The following is a 19,333-nucleotide window of genomic DNA, read 5'->3' as shown; positions in this document are numbered from 1 at the left end:
CACAGATTCTTCCCGATTTATCCACAGGAAGATCCGGAACCGGATAAGTGTAAACGATCCTGGCGCCAGTGCCCCACGATTTAGTCCGCATATTGGAAAAATTAATGAGCACAGACAATTTATTGCTTAAATGATCTAACGAAGATCCGGGACGATCCTTGCGCTTTGTTGGCGAGGCCGTATAATCCTCGACCCGGCGCGTGATGCTCATCTTCCTGCGTCGTCCGTTGCTCATTTTCCACGCGAAAACGTGCGGAAATACGCGGGAAATAAGGAAAGAGAATTGACTCCGGAGTGTACAATTATTACAATCCGGCCTCTTTAATCACCCACGCTGAGGCGTTAGTCGTTCGAAACTCGTTCGGGTATACGCAAAAGTCAGTGAATTTATTCAAGTTTAGGTAGAAATCGCCATGAAACGCACTTTTCAACCGTCTGTACTGAAGCGCAACCGTTCTCACGGCTTCCGTGCTCGTATGGCTACTAAAAATGGTCGTCAGGTTCTGGCACGTCGTCGTGCTAAAGGCCGCGCTCGTCTGACCGTTTCCAAGTAATAAAGCTAACCCCTGAGTGGTTAAGCTAGCATTTCCCAGGGAGTTACGTTTGTTAACTCCCGCTCATTTCACTTTCGTCTTCCAGCAGCCACTACGGGCTGGCACGCCGCAAATCACCATCCTCGGCCGCCAAAATTCGCTGGGGCATCCCCGCATCGGTCTCACAGTCGCCAAGAAAAATGTTAAGCGTGCGCATGAACGCAATCGGATTAAACGTCTGACGCGTGAAAGCTTCCGTTTACGTCAGCACGAACTGCCTTCAATGGATTTCGTGGTGGTGGCGAAGAAAGGGGTTGCCGACCTCGATAACCGTGCTCTCTCGGAAGCGTTGGAAAAATTATGGCGCCGCCACTGTCGCCTGGCTCACGGGTCCTGATAGCCCTCATTCGGGTCTATCAACGCCTGATTAGTCCGCTACTCGGGCCGCACTGCCGTTTCACACCAACATGCTCAAGCTACGGAATTGAGGCATTGCGCAGGTTTGGAGTGATAAAAGGCAGTTGGTTGACGGTGAAACGCGTATTAAAATGCCACCCTTTACACCCCGGTGGAGACGACCCCGTCCCCCCAGGACCCTTTGATACCAGAGAACACTAACGATGGATTCGCAACGCAATCTTCTTATCATCGCTTTGTTGTTCGTGTCTTTCATGATCTGGCAGGCATGGGAGCAGGATAAAAATCCTCAACCCCAGCAGCAGACCACGCAGACTACGACCACCGCAGCGGGTAGCGCCGCCGACCAGGGCGTACCGGCCAGTGGCCAGGGGAAACAGATTACGGTTAAGACCGATGTGCTTGAGCTGACAATCAACACCCGTGGTGGTGATGTTGAGCAGGCGCTGCTGTTGACCTACCCGAAAGAGCTGAAGTCTAACGAACCGTTCCAGTTACTGGAAACCACGCCTGAGTTTATCTACCAGGCGCAGAGCGGCCTGACCGGTCGTGATGGCCCGGATAACCCGGCTAACGGTGCGCGTCCACTGTATAACGTCGAGAGCGACACCTTTGTACTGGCTGATGGTCAGAACGAACTCGCGATCCCGATGACGTACACCGACGCCGCAGGCAACACCTTCACTAAAACCTTCACCCTGAAACGCGGTGAATATGCGGTGAACGTGGGCTACAGCGTACAGAACGCCAGTGCGAAACCACTGGAGCTGTCGACCTTTGGCCAGCTGAAGCAGTCCATCAATCTGCCGTCTCACCGTGACACCGGAAGCAGCAACTTTGCGCTGCATACCTTCCGTGGCGCGGCGTACTCCACGCCAGACGCGAAGTATGAGAAATACAAATTCGACACCATTGCCGATAACGAAAACCTGAACGTTAGTTCCAAAGGCGGTTGGGTTGCGATGCTGCAACAGTATTTCGCAACGGCCTGGATCCCAAACAACGACGGTACGAATAACTTCTATACCGCGAATCTGGGTAACGGTCTTGCAGCCATCGGCTACAAATCCCAGCCGGTTCTGGTTCAGCCGGGTCAAACCGGTAAGATGGCAAGCACCCTGTGGGTCGGCCCGGAAATTCAGGACAAAATGGCCGCTGTTGCGCCGCACCTGGATCTGACCGTTGATTACGGTTGGTTGTGGTTCATCTCTCAGCCGCTGTTTAAGCTGCTGAAGTTCATCCACAGCTTCCTGGGTAACTGGGGCTTCTCCATCATCGTTATCACCTTCATCGTTCGTGGCATCATGTACCCGCTGACTAAAGCGCAGTACACCTCCATGGCGAAGATGCGTATGCTGCAGCCGAAGATTGCGGCGATGCGTGAGCGTCTGGGCGATGACAAACAGCGTCAGAGCCAGGAAATGATGGCCCTGTATAAAGCAGAGAAAGTAAACCCACTGGGTGGTTGCTTCCCGCTGCTGATTCAGATGCCAATCTTCCTTGCGCTGTACTACATGCTGATGGGTTCCGTTGAGCTGCGCCACGCGCCGTTCGCACTGTGGATCCATGACCTGTCCGCACAGGACCCGTACTACATCCTGCCGATCCTGATGGGCGTGACGATGTTCTTCATCCAGAAGATGTCGCCGACCACCGTGACCGACCCGATGCAGCAGAAGATCATGACCTTTATGCCGGTCATCTTCACCGTGTTCTTCCTGTGGTTCCCGTCAGGTCTGGTGCTGTACTATATCGTCAGCAACCTGGTGACCATCATCCAGCAGCAGCTGATTTATCGTGGTCTGGAAAAACGTGGCCTGCATAGCCGCGAAAAGAAAAAGTCCTGATTCGGTAAGTTAACGCTAAAATAAGGGCGGTCGATTGACCGCCTTTTTTATTTGTATTGAACGAGACCAACCATGAGCCATAACGACACTATCGTCGCCCAGGCAACCCCACCGGGACGCGGTGGTGTAGGCATTCTGCGTATCTCCGGCCTGAAGGCGCGCGAGGTGGCCGAAGCGGTGCTGGGTAAACTGCCAAAGCCGCGCTACGCTGATTACCTGCCGTTTAAAGATACCGACGGCACGCCGCTGGACCAGGGCATTGCGCTGTGGTTCCCCGGTCCGAACTCCTTCACCGGCGAAGACGTGCTGGAGCTGCAGGGCCACGGCGGCCCGGTTATCCTCGACCTGCTGTTAAAACGTATCCTGACCCTGCCGGGCCTGCGCATTGCGAAGCCGGGCGAGTTCTCCGAGCGTGCCTTCCTCAACGACAAGCTCGACCTGGCGCAGGCAGAAGCGATTGCAGACCTGATCGACGCCAGTTCTGAACAGGCGGCCCGCTCCGCCCTGAACTCGCTGCAGGGGGCATTCTCCGCCCGCGTAAATCACCTTGTGGAAGCACTTACTCACCTGCGGATCTACGTGGAAGCGGCTATCGACTTCCCGGATGAGGAGATCGACTTCCTCTCTGACGGTAAAATCGAAGCGCAGCTCAACCAGGTGATGGCCGATCTCGACGCCGTTCGCGCCGAAGCGCGTCAGGGTAGCCTGCTGCGCGAAGGGATGAAGGTGGTGATTGCCGGACGCCCTAACGCCGGAAAATCGAGCCTGCTGAACGCCCTGGCGGGCCGTGAAGCGGCAATCGTCACCGACATTGCCGGCACCACCCGCGACGTGCTCCGCGAGCATATCCACATCGACGGGATGCCGCTGCATATCATTGATACCGCCGGCCTGCGCGATGCCAGCGACGAGGTTGAACGCATCGGTATCGAACGCGCCTGGCAGGAGATCGAGCAGGCAGACCGCGTGCTGTTTATGGTGGACGGCACCACGACCGACGCCGTTGACCCGGCAGAAATCTGGCCAGACTTTATCGCCCGTCTGCCGGCGAAACTGCCCATCACCGTGGTGCGTAACAAAGCGGACGTCACCGGCGAAACGTTGGGCATCAGCGATGTGAATGGTCACTCACTGATTCGCCTGTCGGCGCGTACCGGTGAAGGCGTTGACGACCTGCGCAACCATCTCAAGCAGAGCATGGGCTTTGACACCAGCATGGAAGGCGGCTTCCTCGCGCGTCGTCGCCACCTGCAGGCGCTGGAAGAGGCGGCAAACCACCTTGTTCAGGGTAAAGCGCAGCTGATCGGCGCGTGGGCGGGTGAACTGCTGGCGGAAGAGCTGCGCCTGGCGCAGCAGAATCTGAGCGAGATCACCGGGGAGTTTACGTCGGACGATCTGCTGGGACGAATTTTCTCGAGCTTCTGTATCGGTAAGTAAGGCCCGCTCACTGATGGTGATTTCCTCCCGGGAAATCACCATTGTCCAAATGGCAACTCGCCTAATCTCTTTTCACCCCCTATCCTGCATGCCTGCATCTATGGGGGGTTTATGGCGCGTTTTCTGTTTTGTAGTTTCGCATTAGTTCTGCTTTATCCGTCCGGCATTGATATGTATCTGGTGGGATTGCCGCACATCGCCAGCGATCTGGGCGCCAGCGAGGCGCAGCTGCACATCGCGTTTTCGGCCTATCTTGCGGGGATGGCGTCGTCGATGGTCTTTGCCGGGAAGATCGCGGATAAGGCAGGCCGTCAGCCCGTCGCCATAACCGGCGCCATCATTTTTGCCCTGGCCTCTCTTCTCTGCTCACAGGCGCAAAACAGCACGCTGTTCCTGGCCGGACGGTTTATCCAGGGCATTGGCGCCGGTGGCTGCTACGTCGTCGCGTTTGCCATTTTGCGCGACACCTTAAGCGCCCAGCGTCGCGCCAAAGTGCTTTCGATGCTGAACGGTATTACCTGCATCATCCCGGTGCTGGCCCCGGTCGTGGGATATCTGATCATGCTGAAATTTCCGTGGCAGAGCCTGTTCTGGACCATGGCGGCGATGGGCGCGCTGGTGTTTATCCTGTCCATCGCCGTGCTGAAAGAGACCCACCCGGGCTCGCAGAATACCGGTCATACCGCAGCCATTCACCCAGCCGAGAAGCTGCTTAACCGCTTTTTTCTCAGTCGTCTGGCCGTGACCACGTTAAGCGTGGCGGTGATCCTGACCTATGTAAACGTTTCCCCGGTTTTACTGATGGAAACCATGGGCTTCGATCGCGGTGAGTATTCAACGGTGATGGCATTAACCGCCATGGTCAGTATGGCAGTGTCGTTTTCTACCCCGTTTGCGCTAAATGTTTTTAGCCAGCGTACGTTGATGCTGACCTCACAGGTTTTATTCCTCACGGCAGGCGCGATCCTGGCAACCGCCAGCTCGCATACGGTAATGCTGGCCGGCATTACCCTCATTTGCGCCGGGTTCTCGGTTGGCTTTGGCGTGGCGATGAGTCAGGCGCTTGGTCCCTTCTCGCTGCGGGCAGGCGTAGCAAGCTCGGTGCTGGGAATTGCGCAGGTCTGCGGCTCGTCGCTGTGGATTTGGCTGGCGGCGGTCATCGGGCTTAACGCGCTGAATATGCTGATCGGGGTTCTGATTGGCTGTAGCATACTGTGCATTACCTTACTTATGGTCATCCAGCCCGCGGCGCATTATGAAGAAGCCCATCAGCAGTCTCGATCTTAACCTGTTGCTGTGCCTGCAGCTTTTGCTGCAGGAGCGCAGCGTCACCAAAGCGGCGAAACGGATGAACGTGACGCCGTCTGCGGTGAGTAAATCGCTGGCCAAGCTGCGTGACTGGTTTGACGACCCGCTGTTTGTCAAAACGCCGTTGGGGCTGCTGCCGACCCCGCTGACGGTAAGCCTGGAGCAGGATCTGGCTGACTGGATGCAAATCGGCAACCAGATCCTCGATAAATTCCACCATGATTCCCCGGGCGGGCTAACGTTCGTGCTGGCCGCCGAAACGCCGTTGATGCTGATCCGCTTTAACGCCCTGCTGGAGCAGGTGAACCAGCGCTATCCGCAGGCTACGGTGAAGATGCGTCACTGGGATTACGACTCGCTGGACGCCATTACGCGTGGAGAGGTGGATCTGGGATTCACCGGACGCGAAACGCACCCGCGCTCGCGTGAATTGCTGAAGCTAATGCCGTGGTTCATCGACTATGAGATCCTGTTCAGCGACCGTCCGTGCGTGTATCTGCGTGAGGATCACCCCGCGCTACAGGACGAATGGAACCTCGATACCTTCCTGCGCTACCCGCACATCAGCATCTTCTGGGAACGCAGCGACACCTGGGCACTGGACGAAGTGCTAAAGGAGATGGGTCGGGAGAGAAACATTGCCATGAGCGTGCCGGGCTTTGAGCAGTCGATGTTTATGGCGGCGCAGCCCGGCCATAACTATATCGCCACGGCTCCGCACTACTGCCATCACTACAATCAACTCCACCAGCGGAAGCTGATCGCGCTGCCCATTCCCATTGACGAAGCGCAGGCTGAAAAGCTTACCGTTCCCTTCACGCTGATCTGGCATAAACGGAACAGCCATAATCCGAAAATCCTCTGGCTGCGGGAAACCATCAAGGCGCTGTACGGTGCCAGCGATCCAATTTTTGCCTAAGAAAATGTAAAGTTCGGTCCTGAGGCTTCTCTTACTCCCATTTACTGATTAAAACAGGAGTCAAGTTAAGCGATAATCATGTAACCGGTTAACCGATTACGACCATTATCAAGGAGCGAAAAATGGCTACGCACTTTGCAAGAGGGATACTTACGGAAGGACGTCTCGTATCGGCAAGAATTTCTTCAGCCTGTCACAGTGAAGCACTCACTCTCCCGGAACACCGCAGAACGCGGTTTTTAGCTTCCCGGGCGCTTCTCGCAGAACTGCTGTTTATGCTGTACGGCACCAGCGAGCTGCCGGACATCATTACCCAACCCGAAGGTCGCCCGATCTTTGCCGACCCGGATCTCCCTCGTTTTTCGATTGCCTACGCGGGCAATATCATTGGCGTCGCGCTGACCACCGAAGGGGATTGTGGGCTGGATATGGAACTTCAGCGCGCGACACGTAGCTTCCATGGCGGTAATGCGCATGAAGACTATCCGCTTTCCAGCAATGAGAGGCTGTGGGTACGCAACCAGAACGATCCTGTCGAAGCCCGAGCCCAGCTCATTACCCTGCGCCAGAGCATCCGAAAGCTCTGTGGATGCGCCTCAGACGACGCCAGCCTGCTGCAGCTGCTGCCAGGCTCCGGACGTCTGCGTGCCGCCCAGGCCACGCTGGTAGAGGCGCTCAGTGACGCAGAGGATGTGCTCATTTGGTCCATTGCGGTTACCCCCGCCATCGAACGCATGAAAATCTGGGAATTTGACAGCCAACAGGGATGGCGTAGCCTTCCTGATGTGCCCGAGCGCGCCAACGAGCCCGCCGCACGCCTGATGCGTTTAACCAGTTTACCGGCAGAAAAAGCATTCACCCTTAGCTGATCCAATCAGGGTCATCATGATGAAACAGGAGTAATCATGTCTGATACGTTGAAAGTAGTTACGTTACTGGGAAGCCTGCGCAAAGGTTCATTTAACGGGATGGTTGCCCGCACGCTGCCACAGCTGGCACCGGCAGGAATGGAAATTAGCGCCCTGCCGTCTATTGGCGATATTCCGCTGTATGACGCTGACGTACAGCAAGAAGAGGGTTTTCCGCAGAGCGTTGAGGCGCTGGCAGAGCAGATCCGCCAGGCCGACGGCGTGGTCATCGTCACGCCGGAGTACAACTATTCGGTTCCGGGTGGCCTGAAGAATGCCATCGACTGGCTGTCCCGCTTACCTGAGCAGCCGCTGGCAGGCAAGCCGGTGCTGATCCAGACCAGCTCAATGGGCGCGATTGGCGGCGCGCGCTGCCAGTATCATCTGCGCCAGATCCTGGTGTTCCTGGATGCGATGGTCATGAACAAGCCGGAATTTATGGGTGGTGTGATTCAGAACAAGGTCGACCCACAAACGGGTGAAGTGGTGGATCAGAGCACGCGCGATCATCTGTCTGGCCAGCTGACGGCGTTTGGGGATTATATTAAGCGGGTGAAGGCGTAAGCTTATTGCAGCCTGATGCCCTTACCCTGGCCCTCTCCCACAGGGAGAGGGAACAAACATTAAAGCCCTTTTCGAAGAAAAGGGCTTGCTGTTTATTTGGCGTCAATAAACACAATCTTCAGCACAAACAGCAGCGCCACAACGATGACGCAAGGGCTGAGGTCGCGGAAGCGGCCGGTACCGATCTTCATTACGCAGTAAGAGATAAAGCCCAGCGCGATACCTTCGGTAATCGAGAAGCTGAACGGCATCATCACGGCGGTAATAAACGCCGGCACCGCTTCGGTTAAATCATCCCACTTCACGCGTGACAGGCTGGAGGTCATCAGCACCCCCACATAGATCAGCGCGCCGGCTGCCGCATACGGAGGAACCATACCCGCCAGCGGAGAGAGGAAGATCACCAGCAGGAACAGAATACCCACAACCACCGCCGTCAGGCCGGTACGGCCGCCCACGGACACGCCGGAAGACGATTCAATGTACGCGGTAACGGACGAGGTTCCGATAAAAGCACCGGTCACAGAGGAGACGCTGTCCACAAACAGCGCCTGCTTCATGCGCGGGAATTTCCCTTTTTCATCCGCCAGGCCCGCTTTATCGGTCACGCCAATCAGCGTGCCGGAGGAGTCAAACAGGTTGACCAGCATGAAGGAGAAAATCACGCCCGCCAGGCCCAGGTTCAGGGAACCCGCCAGATCGACGTGACCAATCACGGTAGAGACGCTCGGTGGCGCGGAGACGATACCGTTATAGTGAACATCGCCCAGCATCCAGCCCAGCAGGGTGGTGACAACGATGGACACCAGCACCGCCGCGTGAATATTACGGGAAGCCAGGATCGCGATGATAAAGAAGCCCAGCACGCCCAGCAGCACGTTATGAGAGGTCAGGTGACCGATGCTCACCAGCGTGTCCGGGTTCGCCACGATAACGCCGGCGTTTTTCAGCCCCATCATACCGATGAACAGACCGATACCGCTGGTGATGCCCACGCGCAGGCTCACGGGAATGTTCGCAATCATCCAGTAACGCACGCGGAAAATGGTCAGCAGCAGCAGGCCAACCGCGCCCCAGAAGATGGCGCCCATGCCAACCTGCCACGGCAGACCCATAGCCTGAACCACCACGAACGCGAAGAACGCATTCAGGCCCATTGCCGGTGCCAGCGCAACAGGCAGGTTAGCGAACACACCCATCAGGATGCTGCCAAGAGCCGCGATCAGACAGGTTGTTACAAAGACGGCGCTGGTATCCATGCCAGCGACGCCCAGAATTTGAGGGTTCACAAAAACGATATAGACCATCGTCAGGAAGGTGGTGAAACCAGCGATCACTTCGGTGCGTGCCGTTGTGCCGTGCTCGCGCAGTTTAAAAACGCGCTCAAGCAGACCCTGACCAGATGTCTGGGTAGTGTGTTGTTGACTCATCATCAATTCCGAACAAGGAGGGAAAATTCGTCGCTATCCTATACCAAAATGCGACAATAGTGGCGGTTACGTGATACTTTTTTCATTGATTTTGCTTATACGGCAACGATTGCGTGCCGGCGAACTGCCGTACGTAAACGTTAAACTTGTTAAAAGGGAAAGGCATGTCCGGAATTGAAGCGGTATTTTTCGACTGCGACGGTACGCTGGTCGACAGTGAGGTCATTTGTTCCCGCGCGTATGTCACCATGTTCCAGGAATTTGGCATTACGCTGGAACTCGAAGAGGTGTTTAAACGCTTTAAGGGCGTAAAGCTCTACGAGATCATCGACATCATTAACGAAGAACACGGTGTGAATCTGGCGAAAGCCGATCTGGAACCGGTGTACCGCACCGAGGTCGCACGCCTGTTCGACTCCGAGCTGGAGGTTATCTCCGGAGCTAACGCGTTGCTGGATGCGATGACGGTGCCAGTCTGCGTCGTCTCTAACGGCCCGGTCAGCAAAATGCAGCACTCGCTGGGCAAGCTTGAGATGTTGCACCATTTCCCGGAAAAACTGTTCAGCGGCTACGATATCCAGCGCTGGAAGCCAGACCCGGCGCTGATGTTCCATGCGGCAAAAGCGATGAACGTCAACGTAGAAAACTGCATTCTGGTGGATGACTCGTCTGCGGGCGCGCAGTCGGGGATTGATGCGGGGATGGAGGTGTTTTACTTCTGCGCCGACCCGCACAACAAGCCGATCGATCATCCCAATGTCACGACCTTTACCGATCTGGCGCAGCTGCCAGCGCTGTGGAAGGCGCGCGGGTGGGATATTACTCGCTGAGTTTTCCCCTCACCCCGACCCTCTCCCCTGGGGAGAGGGAGAAAACCGAATTGTCCCCTCCCCCTGTGGGAGAGGGTTAGGGTGAGGGTAAAAATCACTCTTTCGGATCTTTACCCGCCAGCAGCTTGTCCAGCTCGTCGCCGCCCACGTGACGGAAGTCCTGACCTTTCACGAAGTAGAAAATGTATTCGCAAATGTTCTGACAGCGGTCGCCGATACGCTCGATGGAACGCGCGCAGAACAGGGCGGTCAGTACGCTTGGGATCGTACGTGAATCTTCCATCATGTAGGTCATCAGCTGACGCACGATGCCTTCATACTCCTGGTCGACCTTCTTGTCTTCACGGTAGATACGCACCGCTTCGTCCAGGTCCATACGCGCAAAAGCATCCAGCACATCGTGCAGCATCTGCACGGTGTGGCGGCCCAGCGACTCCAGGCTCACCAGCAGCGGCTGGTGCTGCTGAGAAAACTTCTCCAGCGCGGTACGGCAGATTTTATCCGCAACGTCACCAATACGCTCCAGCTCGGCGATGGTTTTGATGATCGCCATCACCAGACGCAGGTCGCTCGCCGTCGGCTGACGTTTCGCGATAATGCGCACGCAGGCCTCGTCGATAGCGACTTCCATCATGTTGACGTTTTTATCGCCTTCAATGACGCGCTTCGCCAGCTCGCTGTCCTGGTTGTGCATTGCCGTAATCGCATCAGAAAGCTGCTGCTCGACCATGCCGCCCATGGTCATTACCTGGGTGCGAATGCTTTCCAGCTCTGCGTTGAACTGGCCGGAAATGTGTTTATTAAGATTGAGGTTGTCCATGGTTTCTCCACATGCACTAAGGCAAATCAACCGTAGCGGCCAGTAATATAATCTTCGGTTTGTTTCTTCGCGGGCCTGGTGAACAGCGCGTCCGTATCGCTGAACTCAATCAACTCGCCCAGGTACATAAACGCCGTGTGATCGGAACAACGTGCAGCCTGCTGCATGTTATGGGTCACGATAACCACGGTGTAATCCTGCTTCAGCTCGGTGATCAGCTCTTCAATACGGCCGGTTGAGATCGGGTCCAGCGCTGAACACGGCTCATCCAGCAGCAACACTTCCGGGCGAATAGCAATACCGCGCGCAATGCACAGACGCTGCTGCTGACCACCGGAGAGAGAGTAACCGCTCTGGTGTAACTTATCTTTGGTTTCGTTCCATAATGCGGCCTTGGTCAAAGCCCACTGCACGCGCTCGTCCATATCGGCACGGGAGAGTTTTTCAAACAGACGCACGCCAAACGCGATGTTGTCATAAATCGACATCGGGAAAGGCGTTGGTTTCTGGAACACCATCCCCACTTTGGCGCGCAGCAGGGCGATATCCTGAGCCTGGGTCAGAATGTTTTCACCGTCCAGGATGATTTCACCCTCAGCGCGCTGCTCCGGATAGAGCGAATACATTTTGTTAAAGGTGCGCAGCAGCGTGGATTTCCCACAGCCGGACGGACCGATAAATGCCGTGACCTGGTTCTTCGCGATATCCAGGTTGATGTTCTTCAGGGCATGGAATTTGCCGTAGTAGAAGTTCAAATCACGAACCTGAATCTTACCCGGGGCAGTATCAACCATACTCATTGACTCATTTCCTCATTCGGCGCCGCGAGCTGCCGCGCCGTAAAAAATTAACCGTGTTTCTTCTTCGCGAAAATGACGCGCGCCAGAATGTTCAGCAACAGTACGCAAAGGGTAATGATCAGCACTCCGGCCCAGGCCAGCTGCTGCCATTCCGCGAATGGGCTCATCGCAAATTTAAAGATCGTCACCGGCAGGTTGGCGATCGGCTGCATCATGTCCGTGCTCCAGAACTGGTTGGAGAGAGACGTAAACAGCAGCGGCGCCGTTTCACCCGCGATACGCGCAACCGCCAGCAGGATACCGGTCATGATCCCGGAAACAGACGCCTTTAGCGTAATTGCAGAGATCATCTTCCATTTCGGCGTACCCAGCGCATAAGCCGCTTCGCGCAGGCTGTCCGGCACCAGTTTCAGCATGTTCTCGGTGGTACGAATAACAATCGGCACCTGCAGCAGCGCCAGGGCAATAACACCCGCCCAACCGGAGAAGTGTTCCATCTGCGCCACCACCACGGTGTAAACAAACAGACCCACGACGATAGAAGGTGCAGACAGCAGAATGTCGTTGATGAAGCGAATGACTTCCGCCAGCCAGGATTTACGACCGTATTCAGCCAGGTAGATACCCGCCATGATGCCCAGCGGCGTGCCGAAGACCGTCGCCCAGAGGATCAGCAAGCCGCTGCCCGCCAGGGCATTCGCCAGGCCACCACCCGCAGTGTTCGGCGGCGGCGTCATTTCGGTGAAAAGCGACAGTGACATCCCGTCAATCCCGCGAACGACCGTCGAGAAGAGGATCCAGACCAGCCAGAACAGGCCGAACGCCATTGTCGCCATAGAGAGCGACAGGGCAATACGGTTTTTCATGCGGCGTCTGGCCTGCATTTTGCGGCGGGATTCCGCCAGTTCAGCGGTAGCTTGCATTTCGAGAGTTGCCATTAGCGTGCCCCCTCATTTTTAGCGAGGCGCATAATCATCAGCTTGGAAATCGCCAGAACAATGAAGGTGATAACGAACAGAATCAGACCCAGCTCCATCAGCGCCGCCACGTGCAGCCCCGATTCCGCTTCCGCAAATTCATTCGCCAGCGCCGAGGTAATACTGTTACCCGGCATGTAGAGCGACGCGCTGTCGAGCTGGTAGGTGTTACCGATGATAAAGGTGACCGCCATGGTTTCACCCAGCGCACGACCCAGGCCCAGCATCACGCCCCCGATCACCCCATTTTTGGTGAACGGAAGGACAATGCGCCAGATAACTTCCCAGGTGGTGCAGCCGATGCCGTAGGCCGACTCTTTCATCATTACCGGCGTTTGTTCGAAGACATCGCGCATAACCGCCGCAATGTACGGAATAATCATGATGGCGAGGATCACACCTGCCGCCAGAATGCCGATACCGAAAGCCGGGCCAGAGAACAAGGCACCCACAAACGGAATGGCGGAAAGCACGTTACCGACCGGTTCCTGGAAATACGTGGCGAACAGCGGAGCAAAGATGAACAGGCCCCACATGCCGTAAACGATACTTGGAATGGCCGCCAGCAGTTCGATAGCAATACCCAGCGGGCGTCGCAGCCAGCCCGGCGCCAGCTCCGTCAGGAACAGGGCAATACCAAAGCTCACCGGAACCGCAATCAGCAGGGCGATGAACGAGGTCATCAGCGTGCCGTAAATCGGCACCAGGGCACCGTAGATGTCGTTCGGCGCGTCCCACTCTTTGGTCCACAGGAAGGAAAAACCGAATTTCTGGATGCTCGGCCATGAGGAGAAAATCAGAGACACGATAATGCCGCCCAGCAGCAATAGCACAATCAGCGCAGCCAGTTTCACCAGCGCGCTGAAAATCATGTCACCTTTTTTACCCGGAGGGTTAAATGCAGGCTTGGTTGCAGCCATAAATTACTCTTCTGTTTGAGACGTTTTTACGAATATGCCCGGTGGCGCTGACGCTTACCGGGCCTACAGCTTAAACCGTAGGGCGGGTAAGCGCAGCGCCACCCGCCATCTTCGTTAAATATATCCTGTTAGTACAGCGCTTTACCGCTGCTGTCTTTCACGTTGGTTTTCCATGCAGCGCGAATCTGCTCAACCACGTTGTCCGGCAGGGTGGCGTAATCCAGGGCGTTAGCCTGTTTGCCGCCGTTTTTGTACGCCCAGTCGAAGAACTTCAGCACTTCGGCGCCCTGCTCAGGTTTCTTCTGCTCTTTGTGAACCAGGATGAAAGTGGTAGAGGTGATTGGCCATGCACCTTCGCCTTTCTGGTTAGTCAGATCCTGCGCGAAGGATTTGCTCCAGTCAGCGCCTTTCGCCGCGTTAGCAAAGTTCTCTTCGGTCGGGCTAACCGGTTTGCCGTCGGCTGAAACCAGTTTGGTGTAGGACAGGTTGTTCTGCTTAGCGTACGCATACTCTACGTAACCAATTGAGCCAGGCAGACGCTGTACGAATGCGGCGATACCGTCGTTACCTTTACCGCCCAGACCGGTTGGCCAGTTAACGGTAGAGCCGGAGCCGACTTTAGATTTCCACTCTTCGTTCACTTTTGCCAGGTAGCTGGTGAACACGAAAGAGGTACCGGAACCATCCGCGCGGCGAACCACGGCGATGTTCTGAGAAGGCAGCTTCAGGCCTGGGTTGAGTTTAGCGATCGCTTCGTCATCCCATTTTTTGATTTTGCCCAGGTAGATGTCACCCAGCGTTTTGCCGTCCAGCACCAGCTCACCCGACTTCACGCCCGGCAGGTTGATGGCCAGAACCACACCGCCGATCACGGTAGGGAACTGGAACAGGCCTTCCTGAGCCAGCTTGTCATCAGACAGCGGAGCGTCTGATGCGCCGAAATCAACAGTGTTCGCGGTAATTTGTTTAACGCCACCGGAGGAGCCGATACCCTGATAGTTAACCTTATTACCGGTTTCTTTCTGGTAGGTATCTGCCCATTTGGCATACACCGGCGCAGGGAAGGTTGCACCAGCGCCAGTCAGGCTTGCTTCTGCAAATACAGAGAACGCGCTCAGAGATAAGGTCGCGGCGACAACAGTTGCGACAGTGGTACGCATAACTTTCATAATGTCTCCTGCAAGATTTTCGTAAATCGTTGTTTAGTGGCTACGATGAGCAAAATAGGACAAACAGGTGACAGATAAATGTACGAATTATGACAGTTTTATGACAACGTTAATTTCACTTAAAAACCAGCAAAAGAAAGCTTATTTTTCATCGTGTTAGCCGCTTTTATGACAAGACGTTTTCAGAAATATTTTCTTTATGTGACACTGAAAAAAGTAGCTGAAGATGACAAATTGTCATTATTAAAAACGAGAAAGGATTGATTAAAAACAAGCCGGGCAGGATAAAAAAGCTCCACCCGAAGGTGGAGCCTGAAGGGATTATTCTACGGTAACCGATTTCGCCAGGTTACGCGGCTGGTCAACGTCGGTACCTTTGATCAGCGCCACATGGTAAGCCAGCAGCTGCAGCGGAACGGTGTAGAAGATTGGTGCAATCACCTCTTCCACATGCGGCATCTCGATGATATGCATGTTGTCGTTGCTGACAAAACCGGCATCTTTGTCGGCGAAGACGTACAGAACACCGCCGCGGGCGCGCACTTCTTCGATATTAGACTTCAGCTTTTCCAGCAGTTCGTTGTTTGGTGCCACAACGATGACCGGCATATCCGCGTCAATCAGCGCCAGCGGGCCGTGCTTCAGCTCGCCAGCCGCATAGGCTTCAGCGTGAATGTAGGAGATCTCTTTCAGCTTCAGCGCGCCTTCCAGCGCAATCGGATACTGATCGCCACGACCCAGGAACAGGGCGTGATGTTTGTCGGAGAAATCTTCCGCCAGCGCTTCAATGCGTTTGTCCTGAGACAGCATCTGCTCAATACGGCTCGGCAGCGCCTGCAGGCCGTGAACGATGTCGTGCTCAACGGACGCATCTTCACCTTTCAGACGCGCAAGCTTCGCCACCAGCATCAGCAGAACGGTCAGCTGAGTGGTAAACGCTTTGGTGGAGGCCACACCGATTTCGGTACCCGCTTTGGTCATCAGCGCCAGATCGGATTCACGCACCAGCGATGAGCCAGGAACGTTACAGATAGCCAGCGAGCCCAGGTAACCCAGCTCTTTAGAGAGACGCAGAGCTGCCAGCGTATCCGCCGTTTCGCCGGACTGGGAAAGGGTGATCATCAGGCTGTTACGACGCACCGCGGATTTGCGATAGCGGAATTCAGACGCGATTTCCACATCGCACGGCACGCCCGCCAGGGATTCAAACCAGTAGCGAGAAACCATACCGGAGTTGTAGGAGGTGCCGCAGGCCACGATCTGAATATGCTCGACCTTGCCGAGCAGTTCGTTCGCGTTTGCGCCCAGCTCGCTCAGATCCACTTCACCGTGGCTGATGCGCCCGGTCAGCGTGTTTTTGATGGCGTTTGGCTGCTCGTAAATCTCTTTCTGCATGTAGTGACGGTAAGCGCCTTTGTCGCCCGCGTCGTACTGCAGGTTCGATTCAATCTCCTGACGTTTCACCTGCTCGCCTTTGGTATCAAAGACGGTCACGCTGCGACGGGTCACTTCCGCGATATCACCCTCTTCGAGGAAGATAAAGCGACGGGTGACCGGCAGGAGCGCCAGCTGGTCAGAAGCGATGAAGTTTTCGCCCATGCCCAGACCGATAACCATCGGGCTACCGGAACGCGCGGCCAGCAATGTGGACGGATCGCGGGAATCCATGATCACCGTACCGTACGCACCGCGCAGCTGAGGGATAGCACGCAGCACCGCATCACGCAGCGTGCCGCCCTGCTCCAGCTCCCAGTGCACCAGGTGAGCAATCACTTCGGTGTCAGTTTCAGAGACGAAGGTGTAGCCGCGCGCTTTCAGTTCTTCGCGCAGCGGTTCGTGGTTTTCGATAATGCCGTTGTGCACGACCACGATGTGTTCAGACACATGCGGGTGCGCGTTACCTTCAGACGGTTCGCCGTGCGTCGCCCAGCGGGTGTGCGCAATACCGGTACCACCGTGCAGCGGATGTTCTTCCGCGGCCTGGGCCAGCATCTGCACTTTACCGAGACGACGCAGACGGGTCATATGACCTTCTGCATCAACGACAGCCAGACCGGCAGAGTCGTAACCACGGTATTCCAGACGACGTAAACCTTCGAGAAGGATTTCAGCAATATCACGCTGCGCAACTGCGCCAACAATTCCACACATAATTTTAGATTCCGAATTTAGGCATTATGCCTGCGTTGTCGCTGACCTGTATTTTCCCTGCGTCTTTCACGCTGCGGCTGCGTTGGCTTCTCGTACTCGCCACGGTCACTTACTTAAGTAAGCTCCCATGGACTCATACGCTTGCCGCCTTGCCACAACGCGAAATCCTTTGGGTAACGCCCTTTCCGGGCACCCCGAGCCTTGTAGAGAGTGGGGTTATTTTTATGGGTACTGCTTGTGGGGGGAGGATTATATTATCCCCTCACCCCGGCCCTCTCCCCAAAGGGGCGAGGGAGAAAAACACCGCACCGAACGATCCCCTCTCCCCTGTGGGGAGAGGGTTAGGGTGAGGGGTAAATCCGTTACTTTTTCTTAACCGGGCGTTTCCAGCCCTGCTTGCTGACCTGCGGCACGCGGCTTAACACCAGCTCGTTCTCGGCCACATCGCGCGTAACGGTTGTTCCGGCGGCGATAGTCACCCCGTTACCCACGGTAACAGGCGCCACCAGCTGCGTATCGGAGCCAACGAACACGTCGTCACCGATGATGGTTTTAAACTTATTCGCGCCGTCATAGTTACAGGTAATAGTCCCTGCACCAATATTCACGTTATTGCCAATTTCCGCGTCGCCCAGATAGGTCAGATGACCGGCTTTCGAGCCTTTACCCAGACGCGCTTTTTTCATTTCCACGAAGTTACCCACGTGAGCGCCTTCCAGCAGCTCAGCGCCCGGGCGCAGACGCGCAAACGGGCCGATGGTACAGGCCGCATCCAGACGAGCATCTTCTACCACGCTGTACGGGCTGATTTCGCAGTCGTCGCCGATGACGCTGTTTTTAATCACGCAGCCGGCGCCAATTTTGACGCGATTGCCCAGCGTGACGTGACCTTCGAGGATAACGTTCGTATCAATTTCAACGTCACGACCGTGAGATAACGAACCACGCAGATCGAAACGCGCCGGATCGCGCAGCATCACGCCCGCCAGCAGCAGTTTTTCGGCCTGCTCGGACTGATAAACGCGCTCCAGGCGGGAAAGCTGAAGACGGTTATTCACCCCTTCGGTTTCGCTGATGCGCGCAGGATGAACCGCCGCAATCTCACGTCCTTCCTGGTACGCCATCGCAATGATGTCGGTGATGTAGAATTCACCCTGCGCGTTGTTGTTGTCGAGCTGAGACAGCCAGCGCTTCATGTCCGCGCCATTGGCAATCAGAATACCGGTGTTGATCTCCTGAATCTGGCGCTGTTCGTCGCTGGCATCTTTATGCTCAACAATACCCGTGACGTTGCCGTTTTCACGGGTGATGCGGCCATAACCGCTTGGATCGTCCAGCACGACGGTCAACAAACCGATACCGCCCTGCGGTTTGGCTTCACGCAGGCGAGTCAGGGTTTCAACGGAGATCAGCGGGACATCGCCGTAGAGCATCAAAATGTCTTCGTCATCCGCAAAGAAAGGCGCAGCCTGCTGCATCGCATGGCCTGTGCCCAGCTGTTCGGCCTGAAGCACCCAGTTGAGCTTGTCATCGCTCAGCGTCTTTTTAAGCAGATCGCCGCCGTGGCCGTAGACCAGGTGGACCTGACTGGCACCCAGTTCATTCGCTGCATCAATGACATGCTGCACCATTGGCTTTCCTGCAAGCGTGTGGAGCACCTTAGGCAGATCGGAATACATGCGGGTCCCTTTGCCAGCGGCAAGGATCACCACGCTCATCGCACTGTTTGACATACGCATCCTGACGGTAGTTTGAGTGTGAAGTAAAAACGTTTGATGCTTAAAATTCTACATCTTTTTCATCATGAATTAAGGCCAAAAAAAAAAGCCAGCCTGGTATCCAGACTGGCTTTTGTGCTTTTCAAGCCGGTGTTACATCGCTTTTTTGGTCAACTCGATAACGCGCAGTTTCGCGATCGCTTTGGCCAGCTCCGCAGACGCCTGAGCGTAATCCACGTCACCATGAGAGCTGCTAATGTGCTCTTCAGCCTTACGCTTCGATTCCAGGGCTCGCGCTTCGTCGAGATCCTGTCCACGGATAGCGGTATCGGCCAGAACGGTCACACTGCCAGGCTGCACTTCAAGAATGCCGCCGGACAGATAGATAAACTCTTCGTGACCGAACTGTTTAACGATGCGGATCATACCAGGCTTAATGGCGGTGAGCAGCGGTGCGTGACCCGGGAAAATACCCAGTTCACCTTCACTACCCGTTACCTGGATTTTCTCGACCAGACCAGAGAACATTTGTTGCTCTGCGCTGACGACGTCCAGGTGGTAAGTCATTGCCATATCACCCTCCGA

At 55.6% G+C, this 19,333-nt stretch carries 19 protein-coding genes; 10 read left to right on the top strand and 9 right to left on the bottom strand.

The window, feature by feature from the left end; all coding sequences use genetic code 11:
- Positions 1-413 precede the first annotated feature (413 nt).
- The 9 genes from rpmH to NI40_RS22245 all read left to right on the top strand — a co-directional run bounded on the left by rpmH (position 414) and on the right by NI40_RS22245 (position 7,933).
- The gene (rpmH, locus tag NI40_RS23540; RefSeq protein ID WP_000831330.1) at positions 414-554 is read left to right on the top strand and encodes a 50S ribosomal protein L34; all 141 of its coding nucleotides are present in this window, start codon (positions 414-416) and stop codon (positions 552-554) included.
- Between the two features lie 16 nt (positions 555-570).
- The gene (gene rnpA, locus NI40_RS22275; RefSeq protein WP_032640303.1) at positions 571-930 is read left to right on the top strand and encodes a ribonuclease P protein component; all 360 of its coding nucleotides are present in this window, start codon (positions 571-573) and stop codon (positions 928-930) included.
- On the top strand, positions 894-1,151 hold the full coding sequence (gene yidD / locus NI40_RS23535; RefSeq protein ID WP_001307474.1) for a membrane protein insertion efficiency factor YidD: 258 nt from the start codon (positions 894-896) through the stop codon (positions 1,149-1,151). The genes rnpA and yidD overlap by 37 nt, the downstream gene beginning before the upstream one ends.
- Positions 1,152-1,153: 2 nt before the next feature.
- Positions 1,154-2,797, top strand: a complete 1,644-nt coding sequence (yidC, locus tag NI40_RS22270; protein ID WP_033144356.1) for a membrane protein insertase YidC — start codon at positions 1,154-1,156, stop codon at positions 2,795-2,797.
- A gap of 72 nt (positions 2,798-2,869) precedes the next feature.
- Positions 2,870-4,234 carry a tRNA uridine-5-carboxymethylaminomethyl(34) synthesis GTPase MnmE gene (gene mnmE, locus NI40_RS22265; protein ID WP_021242672.1) on the top strand — a complete coding sequence of 455 codons (1,365 nt, stop codon included), beginning with the start codon at positions 2,870-2,872 and terminating at the stop codon, positions 4,232-4,234.
- 111 nt (positions 4,235-4,345) lie between these two features.
- Complete coding sequence (locus tag NI40_RS22260; protein ID WP_039260359.1) at positions 4,346-5,521, top strand: MFS transporter; 1,176 nt, start codon at positions 4,346-4,348, stop codon at positions 5,519-5,521.
- Positions 5,490-6,461, top strand: coding sequence for an HTH-type transcriptional regulator YidZ (gene yidZ / locus NI40_RS22255; RefSeq protein WP_039260358.1), 972 nt, complete (start codon positions 5,490-5,492; stop codon positions 6,459-6,461). The genes NI40_RS22260 and yidZ overlap by 32 nt, the downstream gene beginning before the upstream one ends.
- A 122-nt stretch (positions 6,462-6,583) precedes the next feature.
- Positions 6,584-7,330: a 4'-phosphopantetheinyl transferase family protein gene (locus NI40_RS22250; RefSeq protein WP_039260357.1), complete on the top strand. Its 747-nt coding sequence runs from the start codon at positions 6,584-6,586 to the stop codon at positions 7,328-7,330.
- A 36-nt stretch (positions 7,331-7,366) separates the two neighbouring features.
- Positions 7,367-7,933: an NADPH-dependent FMN reductase gene (locus tag NI40_RS22245; protein WP_023309798.1), complete on the top strand. Its 567-nt coding sequence runs from the start codon at positions 7,367-7,369 to the stop codon at positions 7,931-7,933.
- A gap of 92 nt (positions 7,934-8,025) precedes the next feature.
- On the opposite strand, the gene adeP is transcribed toward NI40_RS22245, so the two are convergent.
- A complete protein-coding gene (gene adeP, locus NI40_RS22240) occupies positions 8,026-9,363 on the bottom strand; it encodes an adenine permease AdeP (RefSeq protein WP_023309797.1) in 1,338 nt (445 codons plus the stop codon).
- A 164-nt stretch (positions 9,364-9,527) separates the two neighbouring features.
- Here adeP and yieH point away from each other — a divergent pair, with 164 nt between their 5' ends.
- Positions 9,528-10,193 carry a 6-phosphogluconate phosphatase gene (gene yieH / locus NI40_RS22235; RefSeq protein WP_039260356.1) on the top strand — a complete coding sequence of 222 codons (666 nt, stop codon included), beginning with the start codon at positions 9,528-9,530 and terminating at the stop codon, positions 10,191-10,193.
- A gap of 94 nt (positions 10,194-10,287) precedes the next feature.
- Here the strand turns inward: yieH and phoU are convergent, their stop codons facing one another.
- The 8 genes from phoU to NI40_RS22195 form a co-directional block, all read right to left on the bottom strand.
- Positions 10,288-11,013, bottom strand: a complete 726-nt coding sequence (gene phoU / locus NI40_RS22230; RefSeq protein ID WP_008500182.1) for a phosphate signaling complex protein PhoU — start codon at positions 11,011-11,013, stop codon at positions 10,288-10,290.
- A gap of 26 nt (positions 11,014-11,039) precedes the next feature.
- On the bottom strand, positions 11,040-11,813 hold the full coding sequence (gene pstB / locus NI40_RS22225) for a phosphate ABC transporter ATP-binding protein PstB (protein ID WP_010426574.1): 774 nt from the start codon (positions 11,811-11,813) through the stop codon (positions 11,040-11,042).
- A gap of 47 nt (positions 11,814-11,860) precedes the next feature.
- A complete protein-coding gene (gene pstA / locus NI40_RS22220; RefSeq protein ID WP_023309794.1) occupies positions 11,861-12,751 on the bottom strand; it encodes a phosphate ABC transporter permease PstA in 891 nt (296 codons plus the stop codon).
- Positions 12,751-13,710, bottom strand: a complete 960-nt coding sequence (gene pstC, locus NI40_RS22215) for a phosphate ABC transporter permease PstC (protein ID WP_024907883.1) — start codon at positions 13,708-13,710, stop codon at positions 12,751-12,753. Before pstC ends, pstA begins: the two co-directional genes overlap by 1 nt.
- Positions 13,711-13,838: 128 nt before the next feature.
- Complete coding sequence (gene pstS, locus NI40_RS22210; protein ID WP_008500186.1) at positions 13,839-14,879, bottom strand: phosphate ABC transporter substrate-binding protein PstS; 1,041 nt, start codon at positions 14,877-14,879, stop codon at positions 13,839-13,841.
- Positions 14,880-15,200: 321 nt separating this feature from the next.
- Positions 15,201-17,030 (bottom strand): glutamine--fructose-6-phosphate transaminase (isomerizing), encoded by a 1,830-nt coding sequence (gene glmS, locus NI40_RS22205; RefSeq protein ID WP_023309792.1) that lies wholly within the window; start codon positions 17,028-17,030, stop codon positions 15,201-15,203.
- 362 nt (positions 17,031-17,392) lie between these two features.
- On the bottom strand, positions 17,393-18,763 hold the full coding sequence (glmU, locus tag NI40_RS22200; RefSeq protein ID WP_039260355.1) for a bifunctional UDP-N-acetylglucosamine diphosphorylase/glucosamine-1-phosphate N-acetyltransferase GlmU: 1,371 nt from the start codon (positions 18,761-18,763) through the stop codon (positions 17,393-17,395).
- A gap of 138 nt (positions 18,764-18,901) precedes the next feature.
- Positions 18,902-19,321, bottom strand: a complete 420-nt coding sequence (locus tag NI40_RS22195) for a F0F1 ATP synthase subunit epsilon (RefSeq protein WP_006177560.1) — start codon at positions 19,319-19,321, stop codon at positions 18,902-18,904.
- Positions 19,322-19,333: the final 12 nt, after the last annotated feature.

The organism is Enterobacter sp. E20, from assembly GCF_000801755.2.
In the GTDB taxonomy this organism is placed as follows: Bacteria; Pseudomonadota; Gammaproteobacteria; order Enterobacterales; family Enterobacteriaceae; genus Enterobacter; species Enterobacter asburiae_B.
This window is presented reverse-complemented; position numbering and strand designations above follow the sequence as displayed.

What these genes read in the sequence shown, in the direction of transcription:
- rpmH (WP_000831330.1), top strand. Translation starts at nt 414, where the DNA reads ATGAAACGCACTTTTCAACCGTCTGTACTGAAGCGCAACCGTTCTCAC.
- yidD (WP_001307474.1), top strand. Translation starts at nt 894, where the DNA reads ATGGCGCCGCCACTGTCGCCTGGCTCACGGGTCCTGATAGCCCTCATT.
- yidC (WP_033144356.1), top strand. Translation starts at nt 1,154, where the DNA reads ATGGATTCGCAACGCAATCTTCTTATCATCGCTTTGTTGTTCGTGTCT.
- mnmE (WP_021242672.1), top strand. Translation starts at nt 2,870, where the DNA reads ATGAGCCATAACGACACTATCGTCGCCCAGGCAACCCCACCGGGACGC.
- NI40_RS22260 (WP_039260359.1), top strand. Translation starts at nt 4,346, where the DNA reads ATGGCGCGTTTTCTGTTTTGTAGTTTCGCATTAGTTCTGCTTTATCCG.
- yidZ (WP_039260358.1), top strand. Translation starts at nt 5,490, where the DNA reads ATGAAGAAGCCCATCAGCAGTCTCGATCTTAACCTGTTGCTGTGCCTG.
- NI40_RS22250 (WP_039260357.1), top strand. Translation starts at nt 6,584, where the DNA reads ATGGCTACGCACTTTGCAAGAGGGATACTTACGGAAGGACGTCTCGTA.
- NI40_RS22245 (WP_023309798.1), top strand. Translation starts at nt 7,367, where the DNA reads ATGTCTGATACGTTGAAAGTAGTTACGTTACTGGGAAGCCTGCGCAAA.
- adeP (WP_023309797.1), bottom strand. Translation starts at nt 9,363, where the DNA reads ATGAGTCAACAACACACTACCCAGACATCTGGTCAGGGTCTGCTTGAG.
- yieH (WP_039260356.1), top strand. Translation starts at nt 9,528, where the DNA reads ATGTCCGGAATTGAAGCGGTATTTTTCGACTGCGACGGTACGCTGGTC.
- phoU (WP_008500182.1), bottom strand. Translation starts at nt 11,013, where the DNA reads ATGGACAACCTCAATCTTAATAAACACATTTCCGGCCAGTTCAACGCA.
- pstB (WP_010426574.1), bottom strand. Translation starts at nt 11,813, where the DNA reads ATGAGTATGGTTGATACTGCCCCGGGTAAGATTCAGGTTCGTGATTTG.
- pstA (WP_023309794.1), bottom strand. Translation starts at nt 12,751, where the DNA reads ATGGCAACTCTCGAAATGCAAGCTACCGCTGAACTGGCGGAATCCCGC.
- pstC (WP_024907883.1), bottom strand. Translation starts at nt 13,710, where the DNA reads ATGGCTGCAACCAAGCCTGCATTTAACCCTCCGGGTAAAAAAGGTGAC.
- pstS (WP_008500186.1), bottom strand. Translation starts at nt 14,879, where the DNA reads ATGAAAGTTATGCGTACCACTGTCGCAACTGTTGTCGCCGCGACCTTA.
- glmS (WP_023309792.1), bottom strand. Translation starts at nt 17,030, where the DNA reads ATGTGTGGAATTGTTGGCGCAGTTGCGCAGCGTGATATTGCTGAAATC.
- glmU (WP_039260355.1), bottom strand. Translation starts at nt 18,763, where the DNA reads ATGTCAAACAGTGCGATGAGCGTGGTGATCCTTGCCGCTGGCAAAGGG.
- NI40_RS22195 (WP_006177560.1), bottom strand. Translation starts at nt 19,321, where the DNA reads ATGGCAATGACTTACCACCTGGACGTCGTCAGCGCAGAGCAACAAATG.